Raw genomic sequence first — 14,746 nt, forward strand, 5'->3', positions numbered from 1 at the left:
TTAACGTATTTGGCTGTCTCGAACGTAGATTTTTTCTACAGGGAGACGGCCTTTTTTGCACCATAAAGCGAAAAGGGGAGAGGTCTGAACTCTTTCAATATTTGCAGTTCCAAGGAATGATGGAAATCCAGAATATGCCTGATATAATATGATAAGGATTGCTGTAAAGAAGAGGAGCTGCCTATGTATCCCCCAAGATCAAAACGAAGTGTACAAAAGAAAAAAGTGAAACGTGCCCGAAAACGCCGGATTTGGATCATTAATCTGGTATTGATTGCTGCAATTGGACTCGTCGGCATCTATTACGCAGTAGGCATGCAGGAGCAGCAAATAGACCCGGCGGTGACAGAAACGGCTGTGAATCAGGAACCTGTGAATGAAGAGGGCCCTCAGGGCGGTGATCAGGTGAATTCACCTGACACGGATTCGGAGGCAAGTAATACCCCGGATGAAGAATCGGAGGATTCTGATAAACAGGTAACTGAAAATTCCGGCGGTACGTCGGGTGAGAAAAAGCCTGATGCTACAGACTCCAAGGTAAATGGAAAGACAGATACGGGAACGAAAAAACCGACGGATACTCCCGCTTCTTCCGGCTCAAAGGGAAGCGAAGGTGCCGGAACTGGGGCGACACAGCCATCTCATTCGGCGAAGGATGTAACCATTAACTTTGTTGGGGATATTCAGTTTTCCGGCAAAGTGGCTGAATTGTTGGAGAAGAACGGTTATGACTACCCCTTTGCAAAGCTTGGCAACTTGTTCAAGGAAGATGATCTGACCATTGGAAACCTTGAAACTCCCGTAACCCTTGGTGGAACTGGTGCTGCAGACAAAACCTATGTATACAAGTCTTCGCCAAAGGCGCTCGAAGCAATGGCTTCAGCAGGATTTGATGCTGTAAATCTGGCCAATAATCATATTTTGGATCAAGGTGTAGAAGGTTTGGTCGATACGTTAACTTACCTTGAGCAATATGGTATAGCGCACACAGGAGCCGGTATGAACAGGGATGAGGCTTATGCACCTGCATATCTGGAACGCAAAGGCATGAAGATTGCACTGCTTGGATTCAGCCGGGTTGTACCTGAAACAAGCTGGAAAGCGGAAGGGAATCGGGCCGGTGTTGCCGAAGCTTACGATTCTACAGGTGCAGTAAAGGCGATTCAGGAAGCCCGTGAAAAAGCTGATCTGGTTATCGTTGTTGCACATTGGGGAGAGGAACGGGTCAGCACTCCAAATAATGATCAGACTCGACTGTCTCATGAATTTGTAGATGCCGGAGCGGATCTGGTCATAGGTGGGCATCCCCATGTCTTGCAAGGGGTAGAGTACTACAAAGGCAAATGGATTGCATATAGTACAGGCAACTTTATTTTCTCGAAATCAACGACAGAGGAAACGTGGAAAACAGCGGTTTTTCAGGCGAGTTGTAGTAAGGATGCCAAATGCAGCATGAAGGTTATCCCTTATGAAGCGGGGTTGGGTGAGGCCATTCCGATGGTGGATCAAGCCAACAAATTGCTACTGGAGCAGATGGCCCAGCTCTCGCCAGGTATTCGTTTTGATGCGAACGGATTCGCATCGCCAAATTAAGATGCATTTTTTTGAGGAGGGGATGGAATGAACAACCTTTGTGTAGCGCACCGTGGATTTTCGTCCATTGCACCAGAAAATACGATGGCTGCATTTCTGCTTGCCATGGAACAGCCTGAAGTTCAGTGGATGGAGCTGGATGTACAGTTATCACGTGATGGTGTGCCGGTTGTTATTCATGATTTTACGTTAAACCGGACCACGAACGGTGAAGGCTTCGTACGAGAGACGGACTGGGCAGATATACAGCAGTTGGATGCGGGATCGTGGAAAGGAAAAGCCTATAAAGGGGAACGTGTTCCTGCGCTTAGTGAAGTGTTGGACCGCACCTGTGGCAAAGTGAGATTGAATATCGAACTGAAAACGCAAGGTAATATGTATCCCGGTCTGCCGGCAGCGGTTATTCATGAGGTGAGGAAGAGACATATGCAGCATGATGTGGTCATCACTTCGTTTGAACCTGCGGCTCTGGCTGAAGTGAAGAAACTGGCCCCTGAGTTCAAAACAGGTTTGATTATTGATGCACGGCCAGGGGATCTGGCAGCAGTGCTGCGGCAGATGAATTGCAGTTTTCTTTCCATCGGGTACACCAATGTGGACAAATCGCTGATGCGTGAGATGCGTATTGAAGGCATTCAGGTAATGGCTTGGACAGTGGACGACAAAATCATCATGAAGCGGCTTGCGGCGATTGATCCGGAGCTGATGTTATGTACAAACCGGCCTGATGTGTGGGAACAGGCTTTTCAGGAAACGAGCAGCCGATTTTTCAGACCATAAACTCCAATTTTTTGAATAGCGAAAATATGATATGTACTTATATAATAAAAAGATGAACATGATCCATATACGCTAATGAATCCGATAAAGGTGGTCGTAAACCCATGCTGACAAACATTCGAAATGTATACTGTGTAGGACGAAATTATAAACTTCATGCAGAAGAATTGGGTAACGCGGTTCCGGATGAACCGATGATCTTTATGAAGCCTTCCCATGCGGTTGTGGCCTTGAATAGTGAAACGCTGCAATTGCCTGCGACAAAGGGCGAAGTTCATTATGAGGCTGAACTAGTAATCCAAATCGGGCGCAGTTATGAGCCGGGTATGGCTGTGGATGAATTGATAGACGCATATGCGTTTGGCATTGATTTTACATTACGTGATGTACAGACGGTTATTAAGAAAAAGGGCCATCCGTGGACAGCGGCCAAAGGGTTCAAGAACTCGGCTCCTGTTACTGCATTCCAGCCATTTCCGGGGGCCCAGGCTCTTCTTGAGAAAGACTTTACACTCACCAAGAACGGTGCCGAGGTCCAACGTGGCAATATTCGTAACATGATCTTCAGTCTACAGGACATTGTGGATTATGTAGGTCATCATTACGGCCTGGGACCTGGAGATGTCATCTTTACAGGTACACCAGAAGGGGTTGGACCAACGGCAGCAGGAGATGTGCTTGAACTGGCCTGGGACGGAGAACCTTTGGGTAAATGCACGATTGCAGCAGCAGTTAAGTAAGTATCATGCATCATCAATCTGCTTACTTAGAGCAAATATGAAACAGATAAAAGGGGCGCTTCGACGCTCCTTTTTGCCATGCCCTCATTCTCTGCCATAGCACATGGGAGACTTTTCATTTACGCCAAGTTGTAGGCTGTATTGGCACTCTCCGTGACCAACTCCTCCAGTTCACTGCTTTGCACTGCGTGTTGCTCCGCGCTAATACTTCCACTTGCGAGTCGTTGATCTAATTGCTCCCTGAGCTGCCTTATTTGCAATGCGACAACCTCGTTAAAATCACCATCATTTTCATCTGCAATCATCCTCAGCGATTTACCCGCGCACAGATCCTGAACCAAGTCATCTTCCGACTGTTGATTCAGAGCACTCAGCAACTCATCTCCGCTCTCGTCTTTGGTATCGATGTTAACGATGGACCATTTCGTCAAAGGTATAGGGGATATCGCTGATCTGCCCCAGGCTGTTCCGGCGAAGGACATGGTAACAATCATTGTTCCGACAATGATTACGCGCTTCATATTCATATGTGTTATCCTCATTTCTATGGTTAAGTACGAACTGAATCGTAGCTGGTTTGATGTAACGCTCTGAGGATAGTGTAACCGGGAAAGCTGAAGTGAAACTTAAAACCGGATAAGTTATCTAAATATGAGGGACATCTGGCTACGAAAAAACAAATTTAAATTCACACTTGACAGGTTGGGTTAGTGGGTTATATGATGAACTCAATTATTTTAACACTAATTAAATGAACAGTGAAATAATTTGAACTGAAGCGAGCTGATTGGACCACCAAAGGCTCCCGGGACTACTCCACTATGGAATGTCCGCGGGAGCCTTTTTTCGTATTTGCTGTCGTTTCAGTTAGACAGGGAGGATGAAATGAGCAATAACGACTGGGAAGCGTTGGAGAAGACAGATTGGTTGTTTCGTAAAATGGTCAGACGATTCGTGAAAGAACGAGATCGTATATCGGTAGAGGGGGTCAGTTTACCGGGCATGCTCATCCTGCACAAAATCATTCGTGAAGGGGAACAGCGGTTAGGGGATTTGGCTGAACAACTGGACTTCACTTCAGGTGCCATTACAGCGTTAACAGACAAGTTGGAGAAAAAGGGACTTACGATCCGCAGGCGCAAGGAAGATGACCGTCGGACGGTATTGCTCGACATTACTGCCAGTGGGCGGGAGATGTTTGCACGGAACAGCAATATCGGTGCCCGATGTATCACGCTTCTGTTTGAGGGCTTTACGACGGAGGAACTGGAGCAGCAAAGCCAATTTTATGAGCGGGTGATAGCGAATCTGGAGGGGTTCTCGGATACGCTGCTGGAATTGGCAGAGAACAACGGGAAGCAGGGACCCGATCCGTCCATCAAAAGTGACCCTGAACAGAAGCAGAGGGAGAATACCGAAAAGAGCAATTATCTCAGTTATTAACGTTTGATCCAATGTGAAAACAAACAAACCAACCAAGGGAGAGATGATCAATGGGGCATTCAACAATTTATCCAACCGGGGCAACCGTATATAACCCTGATAAGGCTTGGGGCGGTTATACCGTCTATCAGGCAGGCGAGGAAGGTGTTGTACTGATTGATATGAATGGTAAGGAGGTTCACCTGTGGAAGGGGCTGCTGGGCTTTCCGGCCAAAGTTTTCCCTGGTGGCTTCGTATTGGGCAGCACGGGGCGAAGAGATCCGAAGTTCGGTATCCAGGACAACGTCGATTTGGTTCAGGTGGATTGGGATGGCAATATTGTATGGAAATACAACAGCTACGAACACATTGAAGATCCAGGATATGAACCATTGTGGTACGCACGTCAGCACCATGATTTTCAGCGTGAAGGCAATCCTGTCGGATATTACGCCCCCGGGCTTGCACCAAAGACACAGAGCGGGAAGACTTTGATTCTTGCTCATAAAAATGTGAACAACCCGTCCATTTCGGATAAGCCTTTGCTCGATGATGCGATTATAGAAGTGGATTGGGAGGGCAATGTATTATGGGAATGGCTGCCGAACGAGCACTTTGAGGAACTTGGATTCGATGAGGCCGCCCGTAATGTTCTGTTCCGTGACCCGAACACACGCTCATTTGGACATCTCGGTGGTGGGGTGGGGGATTGGCTACATATTAATTCAGCTTCTTATGTTGGTCCAAACCATTTCTATGAACATGGAGACGAGCGGTTCCATCCCGACAATATTATCTGGGATGCCAGAGAAGCAAATATTATCGCAATAACCGACAGACAGAGTGGAAAGATCGTATGGAGACTAGGGCCGGATTACTCTTTGCCTGAAGTGAAGCATATTGGCACCATTATTGGACAGCACCATGCACATATCATTCCCAAAGGTTTGCCTGGAGAGGGGAATCTGCTGGTATTCGACAATGGCGGCTGGGCCGGTTATGGCCTGCCCAATCCGGCTTCTCCATACGGCTTGAAACACGCCGTTCGCGATCATTCACGCGTACTGGAGATCAATCCGGTGACCCTGGAGATCGTTTGGCAATATACATCCGCAGAAGCCGGATTTTCCGTTCCGACAGATTCCTATAAATTTTATAGTCCGTATATCAGCTCCGCTCAGCGCTTGCCTAATGGAAACACGCTAATTACTGAAGGTTCCAATGGCAGACTGTTCGAGGTTACATCCGAGTATGAGCTGGTTTGGGAATATATTTCCCCTTATAAGGATGGACGGAACACCAATATGGTCTATCGTTCGTATCGCGTGCCTTATCACTGGGTACCACAGCTGGAGAAGCCCCAAGAGGTTGCTATTGAAGCCATTGATGTTTCCGCCTACAGAGTGCCGGGAGCAGCGCCCAAAGGTTCTTCATCCGTTGTAAGTGTTGAAGTAACACTGCCGTTTGTTGAAGGTGCAGCCTGTGTGGCAACGTCAGATGAAGGCAAGTAAGGTGGCGAAGAGCGACGAACAATGATTAGAACGAATGGGGTGCATATTGTGAGAAAACCATCCACCTTAACTGGTGCGTTATTAATGCTCTTATCTATGTTATTGATATTATCGGGATGTTCCGCAAACGAATCGGTATCCGAAGCAAAGGGTGCCTCCGGCACAGAGGCCCAAAAAGTGAAAGTCCGGATCGCAGATACAAGTACGAACCCAACATTCAGGGTAGCCATTGCCAAAGGTTTCTTTGCAAACCACGGCATTGATGCAGAGAGCATTACGTTTGGTTCGCCAGCGGAAGGTGTAAATGCACTGTTTATCAAGCAGGTGGATATTGCGTACGGAGCTGACTTTCCTGTATTGAACGCTTTGGCAAAAGGGGATTACTCTGTCATTGCTTCCGCAGGTCAGGCTACGAATGAAGCGGCAGCTGCGTGGAAGTTGTATGCCAAGAATGATATACAGAGTGGAGCCGATCTGAAAGGTAAAAAAGTAAGTTTCATCCGCGGTACGTTTATTCCTTATCTGTGGGATGAATATTTGAAGGACCAGGGACTGGAACTAACTGATGTAACCCAGGTGGGACAGGGAGCATTTGACGAAGCCTACATTGCACTAAAGCAGGGCGATCTAGATGCAACCTGGGTCATTGGTTCCGCCTTGACTGATAAATTCGATGCGCTTGAAGGTGTGCATCAGCTCACCGATATGTCCCAAACCCCTGTACGTCTTGGGATGGGGCTCGTAGCAAGCAATGAATTCATCCAGGGGAACCCTGAAACGGTGAGTGGTTTTCTCGCGGCGCTGAATGAAGCCTCCGTGTATGCCCAGGCACATCCTGAAGAGGTTGCAGACCTGATGTATAAGGAAACCAAGCAGCCTAAGGAGGCCACATTGAAGGATCTGCCAATCAATCCATGGGAAGTTGGATTTACCCAGGCAGCTTATGACAGTCTGGCAGGGCAGAAGCAATATATGGTGGATAACGGGATCATCGAACACGATTTTGATCTCGATAACAAACTGAACCTGGAGCTCCTGAAGCAGGCACTGCCAGATAAAGTGACTTATAGCAAATAACTCGCAAATTGCATTGGAGGTGTTCTCATGTCCTTACCTGCAGATCAGCATACGATTCGTATCGAGCAGCTTCGTAAAACATACAATGCCCCCACCCATGGGGATGTACACTATATTATCAAGGATGTCGATCTGGTCATCAAGGGAGGGGAATTCTTTGTCCTGCTCGGTCCCAGCGGATGTGGCAAGTCCACGCTTCTAAATATGATTGCAGGCTTTATCTCTAAGTCGGGCGGTCAGCTCAAGGTGGATAATAAGGAGATTGATAGGCCAGGCAAGGATCGGGCCATGGTATTCCAGCAGGCGGATTCTTCTCTTTTCCCGTGGCTTACCGTAAGGGAGAATGTGGAGTTTGGACTTCGGATGTCCAAGGTGCCAAAATCTCAGCGGCGTACGATATCAGACCGATACATCGAGCTTGTTGGACTGGGTAGTCATGAAGCCAAATTTCCGAAGGAGCTGTCAGGTGGCATGAAGCAGCGGGTGCAATTGGCCCGGGTGCTAGCCAACGATTCGGCCATCCTGTTGATGGATGAACCCTTTGGAGCATTGGATGCAATGACTCGGCGTACGATGCAGAAAGAGCTGGTCAATATTTGGCAGGAAACCCACAAGACCGTTATTTTTGTCACTCATGATATTCAGGAGGCGCTCTTGCTGGGTCAGCGGATAGGAATTATGTCAGTAGGGCCTTCTTCCAAGATAACGGATATTTACGACAATACTCTGTCTTATCCAAGGAACATTGCCTCCTCTGAGTTCAACACGCTATATGATCAGATTCAAAGCCATTTTGAAGAATAATTGAGGTGATAGCAAGATGAGATGGTTGGAGAAGAAGTGGGTGTCTATCCCTCTATTGTGGGTGACGGTTATTCTGATTTGGCAGCTTGGAGCCATGCTCTATGGACCCGACGTGATTCCCGGTCCTTGGGATACGATTCTTGGTGCTCGCGAACTGATTGCTGACGGTACACTGATGCAGTATATCGGAATTAGCTTTACACGTGTGCTTGCGGGTTGGGTACTTGGCAGTGTGATAGCGATCCCGGTAGGGCTGATTATCGGCAAGGTTCATATGATCCGGCTGTTTGCCGAACCTTTCCTTAATTTTATCCGCTTTATTCCGCCGATTGCATTCATTACTCTATTCCTGGTCTGGTTCGGAATCGGGGAGCAATCGAAGATTGCACTCATCATGTATGCAACGTTCTTCATCGTTGTGTTAAACACGCTGACAGGTGTACTCTCCATTGAAGAAGACAAGGTCCGGTCAGCCCGCAGTATGGGAGCCAACGAATGGCAGATTTTGCTGCATGTCGTTGTTCCGGCGACGACTCCGTATATCTTCACGGGGGTACGACTGGCAATGGGCACTTCCTATATGGCTATTATCGGCGCAGAGATGATTGCTGCGAATGAAGGCGTGGGTTATCTGATCTGGAATTCCCGATTATTCTTTCGCACAGATTGGATCTTTGTCGGCCTGATTTCTCTGGGCTTTATGGGCTTCCTCACCGATCGGTTGTTCAATTGGTTTGGTCGCAGCGTGCTCTACCGTTATGGTGTAATTGGTGGGACGAAGCGGGTCTGAACTGGAACTTGAGGTGATGTAATCCTCGAATTCTTGGTCAAACGGAAGAAGGATCACTCATCTCAGTTTTATCGCAATATCATAGACCTGATTTGGTAGCTTTCAAAGCTGCTGAATCAGGTTTTTTGTATGCGGGGCTAGGGAGTTTCGGCATTGGGATCAAACCGTGGTATAATTGAATTTCAAAAATATAAAACGTCATGTGGGCCATGGATGCTGCCACATGCAGGAGAACTTATGGACTGGATTATTGGCGCCGTATGCGCTTTTATTGTGGCGGGTGCTGCCTACGCGAAGAAGTCGCTAACCCTGTCCGGCTGCCTCGCGGCTGTGATCATGGGTACGATATATTACGGAGCGGGCAACCTGTTCTGGTTTGGAACACTGCTGTTGTTTTTTATTACCTCAACGCTGTTCTCCAAATTTCGCAAGGATCGCAAGCAGGAGCTTGAGAAATCGTATGCCAAGACGGGTAATCGTGATGCTGGACAGGTTATGGCTAACGGTGGAATCGGCATGTTTCTTGTTCTGGGGAACTGGGTCCTCCCACACCCAGCCTGGATGTATGCTTTTATCGGTGTCATGGCTACCGTTACTTCAGATACATGGGCAACCGAGTGGGGAAGTCTCAGCCGTAAGCCACCACGCTCTGTCGTGACGTGGAAGGTGCTGACTCCAGGTACCTCTGGAGGTGTTTCATTACTTGGGACACTAGCTGCTGCCATAGGCGGAGCTCTAATTGGGGCAGGAGCGTTCTTCTTTTCCTCGATTGCCGGGATCGAAGGCTTGAGTCTGCTTAGCTGGACGTGTGTCGGCCTTATCGGCGGATTGGCTGGAGCTTTTGCCGATTCCTATCTGGGCGCAACGGTTCAGTATATGTATCGTTGTACTGTGTGCGGCCGTGAGGTCGAGGTAAGTGAGCATTGTGGACACAAAACCGTTCGATCGCGTGGCTGGTCTTGGATGAGTAATGATCTGGTAAACGTGCTCAGTTCATTGATCGGCGGATGTTTGGCGATCGGTTTGGGTATCATTTTGGCGTCGTAGGGAGGGAGTGCGTTTGAGCACTGTGCAAGGAGACAAATCGGAGGCTATTCTGGATGCAGCTTACGGTATTTTCGGTTCAAAAGGATTCTATGAGACGAAAATGTCCGATATTGCGGACGAAGCGGGCATCGCGAAAGGCACCATTTATTTATATTTTAAAAATAAGGAACAATTATTTGTTGCTGTATCCAAGCGTGACTGCGACAATTTTATCAGTCGCCTGGTTTATGCGTTAAACTCACATCAGAGTACGGGGGATAAGCTCGGTGCGATAGCCAAGACTCACCTGACGTATTATTATGAGCGTCGCAATCATACCAAGATGTTTTTCATGGCGCCCAATAATGATCCGGATCTGATGAAATTCATGAAGGCATTTATGAATGAATATATGAGCATGGTGCGTGAGGTGTTAGAGAATGCTGGCGTACCTGAGCCTGTGCTGCTTGCAGAAGCTTATATCGGGATTCTCGATCGGCTAAAGATGGATATTATGCTGAATCCAGAGTTTAACGAGGAACATCTGAACAAACGAATTGCCTTTGCAGCAGCTCTGTTTCTGGACGGATGTCGTTCCTTTTTGCAAGTATAGCGTGAGTGAGCGTAGTTGCATTGCATCTTAAGTGCAGCTTCATATTGAATTTATTTTACAGAGAAGTAGGTTACGACCAATGAACATAATGACGGTAGAGCAAGTTGCGAAAAGCTATGGCGAGAAAATATTGTTTAAAGACGCCTCATTCGGTATGGGCGATCAGGACAAGATTGGTGTCGTTGGTGTCAATGGAACCGGGAAGTCCACATTCTTGCGTGTCATTGCAGGTATGGAGCCAGCGGATGAGGGACAGATCTCGATTGGTAATGACGTGCGTATACAGTTCCTGGCACAGAATCCGCAGTTTAACCCGGATAATACGGTCTTGCAACAAGTATTCGAGGGCGACAGCCCGGAGATGAAAACGGTACGTGAGTATACAGAAACAATGGAGCTACTGGAACTTAATCCTTCCGATCCGGCGCTGCAAGAGCGTTTGCTGCGCTTGAACCAGGAGATGGAGCAGCTTCAGGTCTGGCAGATGGAAAGTGAAGCGAAGAGCATTCTGTCCAAACTGGGCATTCGTCAATTCGATGCGCTGATGGGTACGTTGTCTGGTGGACAGCGCAAACGGGTAGCGCTTGCCTCTGCACTGATTCATCCCTGCGAACTGCTCATTCTGGATGAGCCTACGAACCATATTGATAATGATTCCGTAGTTTGGCTGGAACAGTATTTGCAAAAACGGCGTGGCGCCCTGCTCATGATCACGCATGATCGGTATTTCCTGGATCGTGTAGCAAATGTGATGCTGGAGCTGGATCATGGACGTTTATTCCGATATGAGGCCAACTATACTCGCTACCTGGAACTGAAGGCTGAGCGTGAAGAGCGTGAATCCGCATCTGAACAAAAGCGGCAAAATCTGCTGCGTACGGAGCTCGCCTGGATTCGTCGCGGTGCAAAAGCACGGACCACGAAACAAAAAGCGAGAATTGATCGTTTCGAAGAGTTAAAGGATCAACAAGGACCAAATCGGTCAGGCTCTTTGGAGGTATCGGTGGGTTCCACTCGTTTGGGTAAAAAAATACTGGAGATCGAGCATCTGTGCAAATCGGCAGATGGCCGCAAATTGATTGAAGATCTCAGTTACATTGCGGTACCTGGTGACCGGGTAGGTATTGTCGGTCCGAATGGCAGTGGTAAATCAACCTTACTGCAAATGATCTCCGGCAAGCTTGAACCTGATGCCGGGGAGGTTGTTGTGGGCCCGACGGTTAATCTGGGCTACTTCACTCAGGAGCATCAGGAGATGAATGAATCTCTGCGGGTTATTGAGTACATCAAGGAAGTGGCTGAGAATGTGAAAACGGCCGATGGATCTCTCATTACTGCAGCTCAGATGCTGGAACGTTTCCTCTTCACCCCTGCGTCACAGTGGACACCAATCTCCCGTCTGTCTGGCGGAGAAAAGCGCCGTCTATACCTGCTGCGTGTACTGATGGCTGCACCGAATGTTCTGCTACTGGATGAGCCGACGAACGACCTGGACATTCAGACACTCGCTGTACTCGAAGATTACCTGGATGATTTCCCGGGTGTTGTATTTGTCGTATCCCATGACCGGTACTTCCTGGATCGGACGGTGGATAAAGTACTGTCTTTTGAAGGTGGCGGTGCTGTGCGTGTACATGTCGGGGACTATAGTGAATATGCAGAATGGATGCTGAAAAATGCCCCTGGATCTTCTCAGGAAAGTGCGACGGGAACAGCAGCTAAAGTGAAACCGGCTACGGTGGAAAGTAAACCTGCTGCCTCGGCGGCGAAACCTAAGCTGAAGTTCAGCTTCAAGGAACAGCGTGAATATGACCAGATTGATGAGAATATCGAGAAGGCTGAAGCCAATCTCGCCCGAATTAATAAAGAGATGGAAGAATCGTTCAGCAATTCAGCTCGTCTGCAGGAGTTAATGGCAGAGCAGGCGGAGGCGGAGCGTCATTTGGATGAACTGATGGAACGCTGGACAGTTCTGAATGAGCTTGCGGAACAGATTGAAAACAGCAAGTCTTAAAGTATATTTTATTGAATCGTCCTCTCTTCAAAAGCGACTTGCAGTTGTCTTTTGGGGGAGGGCGATTTTTTTTGAATTGATGTAAATGAATTTATATGAAACGTTAACCATATTCAAACCGTTTATTAAATAAAGAATTCCATAGAAGGGGGAGAACTCCACATCCATGTACAGAGAACTGAATGAACAATTGGCAGTGATCAAGGAAAAGGGAAGAATGTACGAGAAATGGAATGATCGGCTGGAGAAGCTGAATCAGGAGGAAGCGGAATGGAAAACGAAAGTACAGCAGCGTCTGGAGCACCTACAGAAGGAACAAAACGATGTTGATCGACTCAACAGCATGACTTTATCAGCATTCTTTTATCATTTAATCGGCAAAAAAGAGGATCGACTGGAGAAAGAAGAACTGGAGTTGATGGAAAGTAAGGCAGAGTACGATACAGCAAGCCAGATGTTAACGGATATCCAGGAGCAGCGTTCGCGTGTGCAACAGGAGCTGGACGGACAGCGGCAATATCAATTCTGGCAAAGTGATTACAAGGTGTTATGGGGCAAAAAGGAAAACGATCTGCTGGAGAAAGATGCAGAATTGCAGCAAATGGCTGAGGATCGGGAACATCTCTCAGGAGAGCTTCAGGAGCTGAATGAGGCGGATCGAGAGGGGCAGTATCTGCTCGATGCACTTGAACGCGCTGAAAAGGCTTTGTCCTCTGCGGGAAATTGGGGAGTATACGACATGATGGGTGGGGGTATGATCTCGACTCATATTAAGCGCAGTAGAATGGATGATGCTCAGGTTGCCATTATGGATGCCGGAAGACGTCTTCGCCGATTTCAGAAGGAGCTAGAGGATGTGAAGATGGCTGTAAACACGGAATTACACCTTGGAGGCCTGCTTTCATTCGCAGACTATTTCTTCGATAATCTCTTTGTAGACTGGATGGTTCAAGACAAAATTCGCAAAGCAGAAACACAGGTGAAGGATGGACTGAGTGCAGTGCGAAGCACGATGCGTGTACTGAAGAATCAGATTCGGGAGCACAAGGTGATGTTGGAACTTCTGGAACGTAGGTATTGCGAACATATTGAACGAGCGAATTAAGCCATCTCAAAGAAGAAGGACACTTCCAGCTTGCCTCTAAACGGAGAAGCTGAAGTGTCCTTTTTTATATGATATAGGTGAATTATAGATGATCCATGTCGGCATGCCCAACAAAATCGAGATCACAACTCTGATCATTTATTCAAATGCTGTATTGCCATTCTACTTGTCCATGTGTGTGTTCACAATTTATTTGGTTGTAATATATGCAGCCAGTAGTCTCGCTGTATTCAGGACAGCGTCTTTATGCGTACGTTCCATGGAGTGAGAAGCGTGAACGCCCGGCCCAATCAATGCGGCGCGAATGTTATTTCCTCCACGTAATGCTGCGCTGCCATCGGAGCCGTATTGTGGATAAATATCAACAACATAATCAAGGTTTGCTTGTTTGGCAAGTTCGATCAGTCGAGTGGTCATATCGTAGTCATATGGTCCGGACGAATCCTTGGCACAGATGGATACATCCGTCTCTTTGCAGCTAAGGTCGTCACCCATTGCGCCCATGTCTACAGCAATCAATTCGCTGATTTCGGCAGGAATATAAGATGCTCCGTGTCCAACTTCTTCGTAGTTCGAGATAAGTAGCGAAACGTTATGTATTGGTTTCCAGTTTTCTCGATGTGCAGATTCCAGGATACCGAACAAGGCAGCTACGCTGGCTTTATCATCAAGGTGACGCGATTTGATATATCCGCTGGGCGTAATGACCGCACGGGCATCGAAGGAAATAAAGTCCCCTACAGAGATACCTAATGCTAGAACATCTTCCTTGGAAGAGACCACTTCATCAATACGCACTTCCATATGGCTCTCGCTTCGCTCAAACGTGCGTGCATCTGGATAGACGTGTACAGATGGGTGCAGGGAGAGGATGGTGCCTGTATAGGTCTTTCCATCACGTGTGTGGATGGTGCAATACTCATTCTCGATACTGTTCATGGTAAACCCACCGACAGAGGTAAGCTTCAGTGTGCCGTAGGAAGTGATGGAACGCACCATGGCTCCCAATGTATCCACATGTGCGCTCAGTCCGATCGTTCTGGAAGAATCCTGCCCAGGCAATGTGAGCACAGCTCCGCCTTTGTTGTTCAATTCAAAAGCGATATTAAGTGATTCAGCTTCCTTGCGGATCATCTCAATAATATCGTGGGTATAGCCACTAGGGCTGGGAGTATCAAGTAACTTTTTCAGAAAAGATAGGACATAGGATTCGTCAATGGTAAAACTCATATAGAAATTTCCTCCTCGTTAATAAATATGCAGAAAGTTGT

The 14,746-nt window shown here is 47.6% G+C and carries 14 protein-coding genes; 12 read left to right on the plus strand and 2 right to left on the minus strand.

Features of this window, described 5'->3' with window-relative positions:
• The first annotated feature begins 183 nt into the window (after positions 1-183).
• The 3 genes from PTQ21_RS15315 (at position 184) to PTQ21_RS15325 (ending at position 3,113) form a co-directional block, all read left to right on the plus strand.
• Positions 184-1,593, plus strand: a complete 1,410-nt coding sequence (locus tag PTQ21_RS15315; RefSeq protein ID WP_274570383.1) for a CapA family protein — start codon at positions 184-186, stop codon at positions 1,591-1,593.
• Between the two features lie 27 nt (positions 1,594-1,620).
• Positions 1,621-2,373 carry a glycerophosphodiester phosphodiesterase gene (locus tag PTQ21_RS15320; RefSeq protein ID WP_090948924.1) on the plus strand — a complete coding sequence of 251 codons (753 nt, stop codon included), beginning with the start codon at positions 1,621-1,623 and terminating at the stop codon, positions 2,371-2,373.
• Positions 2,374-2,477: 104 nt separating this feature from the next.
• Positions 2,478-3,113: a fumarylacetoacetate hydrolase family protein gene (locus PTQ21_RS15325; RefSeq protein ID WP_274570384.1), complete on the plus strand. Its 636-nt coding sequence runs from the start codon at positions 2,478-2,480 to the stop codon at positions 3,111-3,113.
• A gap of 119 nt (positions 3,114-3,232) precedes the next feature.
• On the opposite strand, the gene PTQ21_RS15330 is transcribed toward PTQ21_RS15325, so the two are convergent.
• On the minus strand, positions 3,233-3,634 hold the full coding sequence (locus tag PTQ21_RS15330; RefSeq protein ID WP_274570385.1) for a hypothetical protein: 402 nt from the start codon (positions 3,632-3,634) through the stop codon (positions 3,233-3,235).
• A gap of 364 nt (positions 3,635-3,998) precedes the next feature.
• Here PTQ21_RS15330 and PTQ21_RS15335 point away from each other — a divergent pair, with 364 nt between their 5' ends.
• The 9 genes from PTQ21_RS15335 (at position 3,999) to PTQ21_RS15375 (ending at position 13,475) form a co-directional block, all read left to right on the plus strand.
• Complete coding sequence (locus PTQ21_RS15335; RefSeq protein WP_274570386.1) at positions 3,999-4,556, plus strand: MarR family winged helix-turn-helix transcriptional regulator; 558 nt, start codon at positions 3,999-4,001, stop codon at positions 4,554-4,556.
• A gap of 50 nt (positions 4,557-4,606) precedes the next feature.
• Positions 4,607-6,046: an aryl-sulfate sulfotransferase gene (locus tag PTQ21_RS15340; RefSeq protein ID WP_274570387.1), complete on the plus strand. Its 1,440-nt coding sequence runs from the start codon at positions 4,607-4,609 to the stop codon at positions 6,044-6,046.
• Positions 6,047-6,067: 21 nt separating this feature from the next.
• On the plus strand, positions 6,068-7,123 hold the full coding sequence (locus PTQ21_RS15345; protein WP_090948932.1) for an ABC transporter substrate-binding protein: 1,056 nt from the start codon (positions 6,068-6,070) through the stop codon (positions 7,121-7,123).
• A gap of 27 nt (positions 7,124-7,150) precedes the next feature.
• Positions 7,151-7,927 (plus strand): ABC transporter ATP-binding protein, encoded by a 777-nt coding sequence (locus PTQ21_RS15350; protein ID WP_064639210.1) that lies wholly within the window; start codon positions 7,151-7,153, stop codon positions 7,925-7,927.
• Positions 7,928-7,943: 16 nt separating this feature from the next.
• The gene (locus PTQ21_RS15355; protein WP_063564881.1) at positions 7,944-8,717 is read left to right on the plus strand and encodes an ABC transporter permease; all 774 of its coding nucleotides are present in this window, start codon (positions 7,944-7,946) and stop codon (positions 8,715-8,717) included.
• Positions 8,718-8,954: 237 nt separating this feature from the next.
• Positions 8,955-9,764, plus strand: coding sequence for a DUF92 domain-containing protein (locus PTQ21_RS15360; protein WP_063564953.1), 810 nt, complete (start codon positions 8,955-8,957; stop codon positions 9,762-9,764).
• A gap of 13 nt (positions 9,765-9,777) precedes the next feature.
• The gene (locus PTQ21_RS15365) at positions 9,778-10,356 is read left to right on the plus strand and encodes a TetR/AcrR family transcriptional regulator (RefSeq protein ID WP_063564880.1); all 579 of its coding nucleotides are present in this window, start codon (positions 9,778-9,780) and stop codon (positions 10,354-10,356) included.
• Between the two features lie 79 nt (positions 10,357-10,435).
• A complete protein-coding gene (locus PTQ21_RS15370; protein ID WP_072732299.1) occupies positions 10,436-12,370 on the plus strand; it encodes an ABC-F family ATP-binding cassette domain-containing protein in 1,935 nt (644 codons plus the stop codon).
• A gap of 166 nt (positions 12,371-12,536) precedes the next feature.
• The gene (locus tag PTQ21_RS15375) at positions 12,537-13,475 is read left to right on the plus strand and encodes a hypothetical protein (RefSeq protein ID WP_072732300.1); all 939 of its coding nucleotides are present in this window, start codon (positions 12,537-12,539) and stop codon (positions 13,473-13,475) included.
• Positions 13,476-13,664: 189 nt separating this feature from the next.
• Here the strand turns inward: PTQ21_RS15375 and PTQ21_RS15380 are convergent, their stop codons facing one another.
• Positions 13,665-14,705 carry a M42 family metallopeptidase gene (locus PTQ21_RS15380; protein WP_090805122.1) on the minus strand — a complete coding sequence of 347 codons (1,041 nt, stop codon included), beginning with the start codon at positions 14,703-14,705 and terminating at the stop codon, positions 13,665-13,667.
• Positions 14,706-14,746: the final 41 nt, after the last annotated feature.

The sequence above is a fragment of the Paenibacillus marchantiae genome, assembly GCF_028771845.1.
GTDB classification, from domain to species: Bacteria; Bacillota; Bacilli; order Paenibacillales; family Paenibacillaceae; genus Paenibacillus; species Paenibacillus marchantiae.

Bases quoted from the DNA above. Each gene is read 5' to 3' on its own strand.
- PTQ21_RS15315 (WP_274570383.1), top strand. From the start codon at position 184: ATGTATCCCCCAAGATCAAAACGAAGTGTACAAAAGAAAAAAGTGAAA.
- PTQ21_RS15320 (WP_090948924.1), top strand. From the start codon at position 1,621: ATGAACAACCTTTGTGTAGCGCACCGTGGATTTTCGTCCATTGCACCA.
- PTQ21_RS15325 (WP_274570384.1), top strand. From the start codon at position 2,478: ATGCTGACAAACATTCGAAATGTATACTGTGTAGGACGAAATTATAAA.
- PTQ21_RS15330 (WP_274570385.1), bottom strand. From the start codon at position 3,634: ATGAAGCGCGTAATCATTGTCGGAACAATGATTGTTACCATGTCCTTC.
- PTQ21_RS15335 (WP_274570386.1), top strand. From the start codon at position 3,999: ATGAGCAATAACGACTGGGAAGCGTTGGAGAAGACAGATTGGTTGTTT.
- PTQ21_RS15340 (WP_274570387.1), top strand. From the start codon at position 4,607: ATGGGGCATTCAACAATTTATCCAACCGGGGCAACCGTATATAACCCT.
- PTQ21_RS15345 (WP_090948932.1), top strand. From the start codon at position 6,068: ATGATTAGAACGAATGGGGTGCATATTGTGAGAAAACCATCCACCTTA.
- PTQ21_RS15350 (WP_064639210.1), top strand. From the start codon at position 7,151: ATGTCCTTACCTGCAGATCAGCATACGATTCGTATCGAGCAGCTTCGT.
- PTQ21_RS15355 (WP_063564881.1), top strand. From the start codon at position 7,944: ATGAGATGGTTGGAGAAGAAGTGGGTGTCTATCCCTCTATTGTGGGTG.
- PTQ21_RS15360 (WP_063564953.1), top strand. From the start codon at position 8,955: ATGGACTGGATTATTGGCGCCGTATGCGCTTTTATTGTGGCGGGTGCT.
- PTQ21_RS15370 (WP_072732299.1), top strand. From the start codon at position 10,436: ATGAACATAATGACGGTAGAGCAAGTTGCGAAAAGCTATGGCGAGAAA.
- PTQ21_RS15375 (WP_072732300.1), top strand. From the start codon at position 12,537: ATGTACAGAGAACTGAATGAACAATTGGCAGTGATCAAGGAAAAGGGA.
- PTQ21_RS15380 (WP_090805122.1), bottom strand. From the start codon at position 14,705: ATGAGTTTTACCATTGACGAATCCTATGTCCTATCTTTTCTGAAAAAG.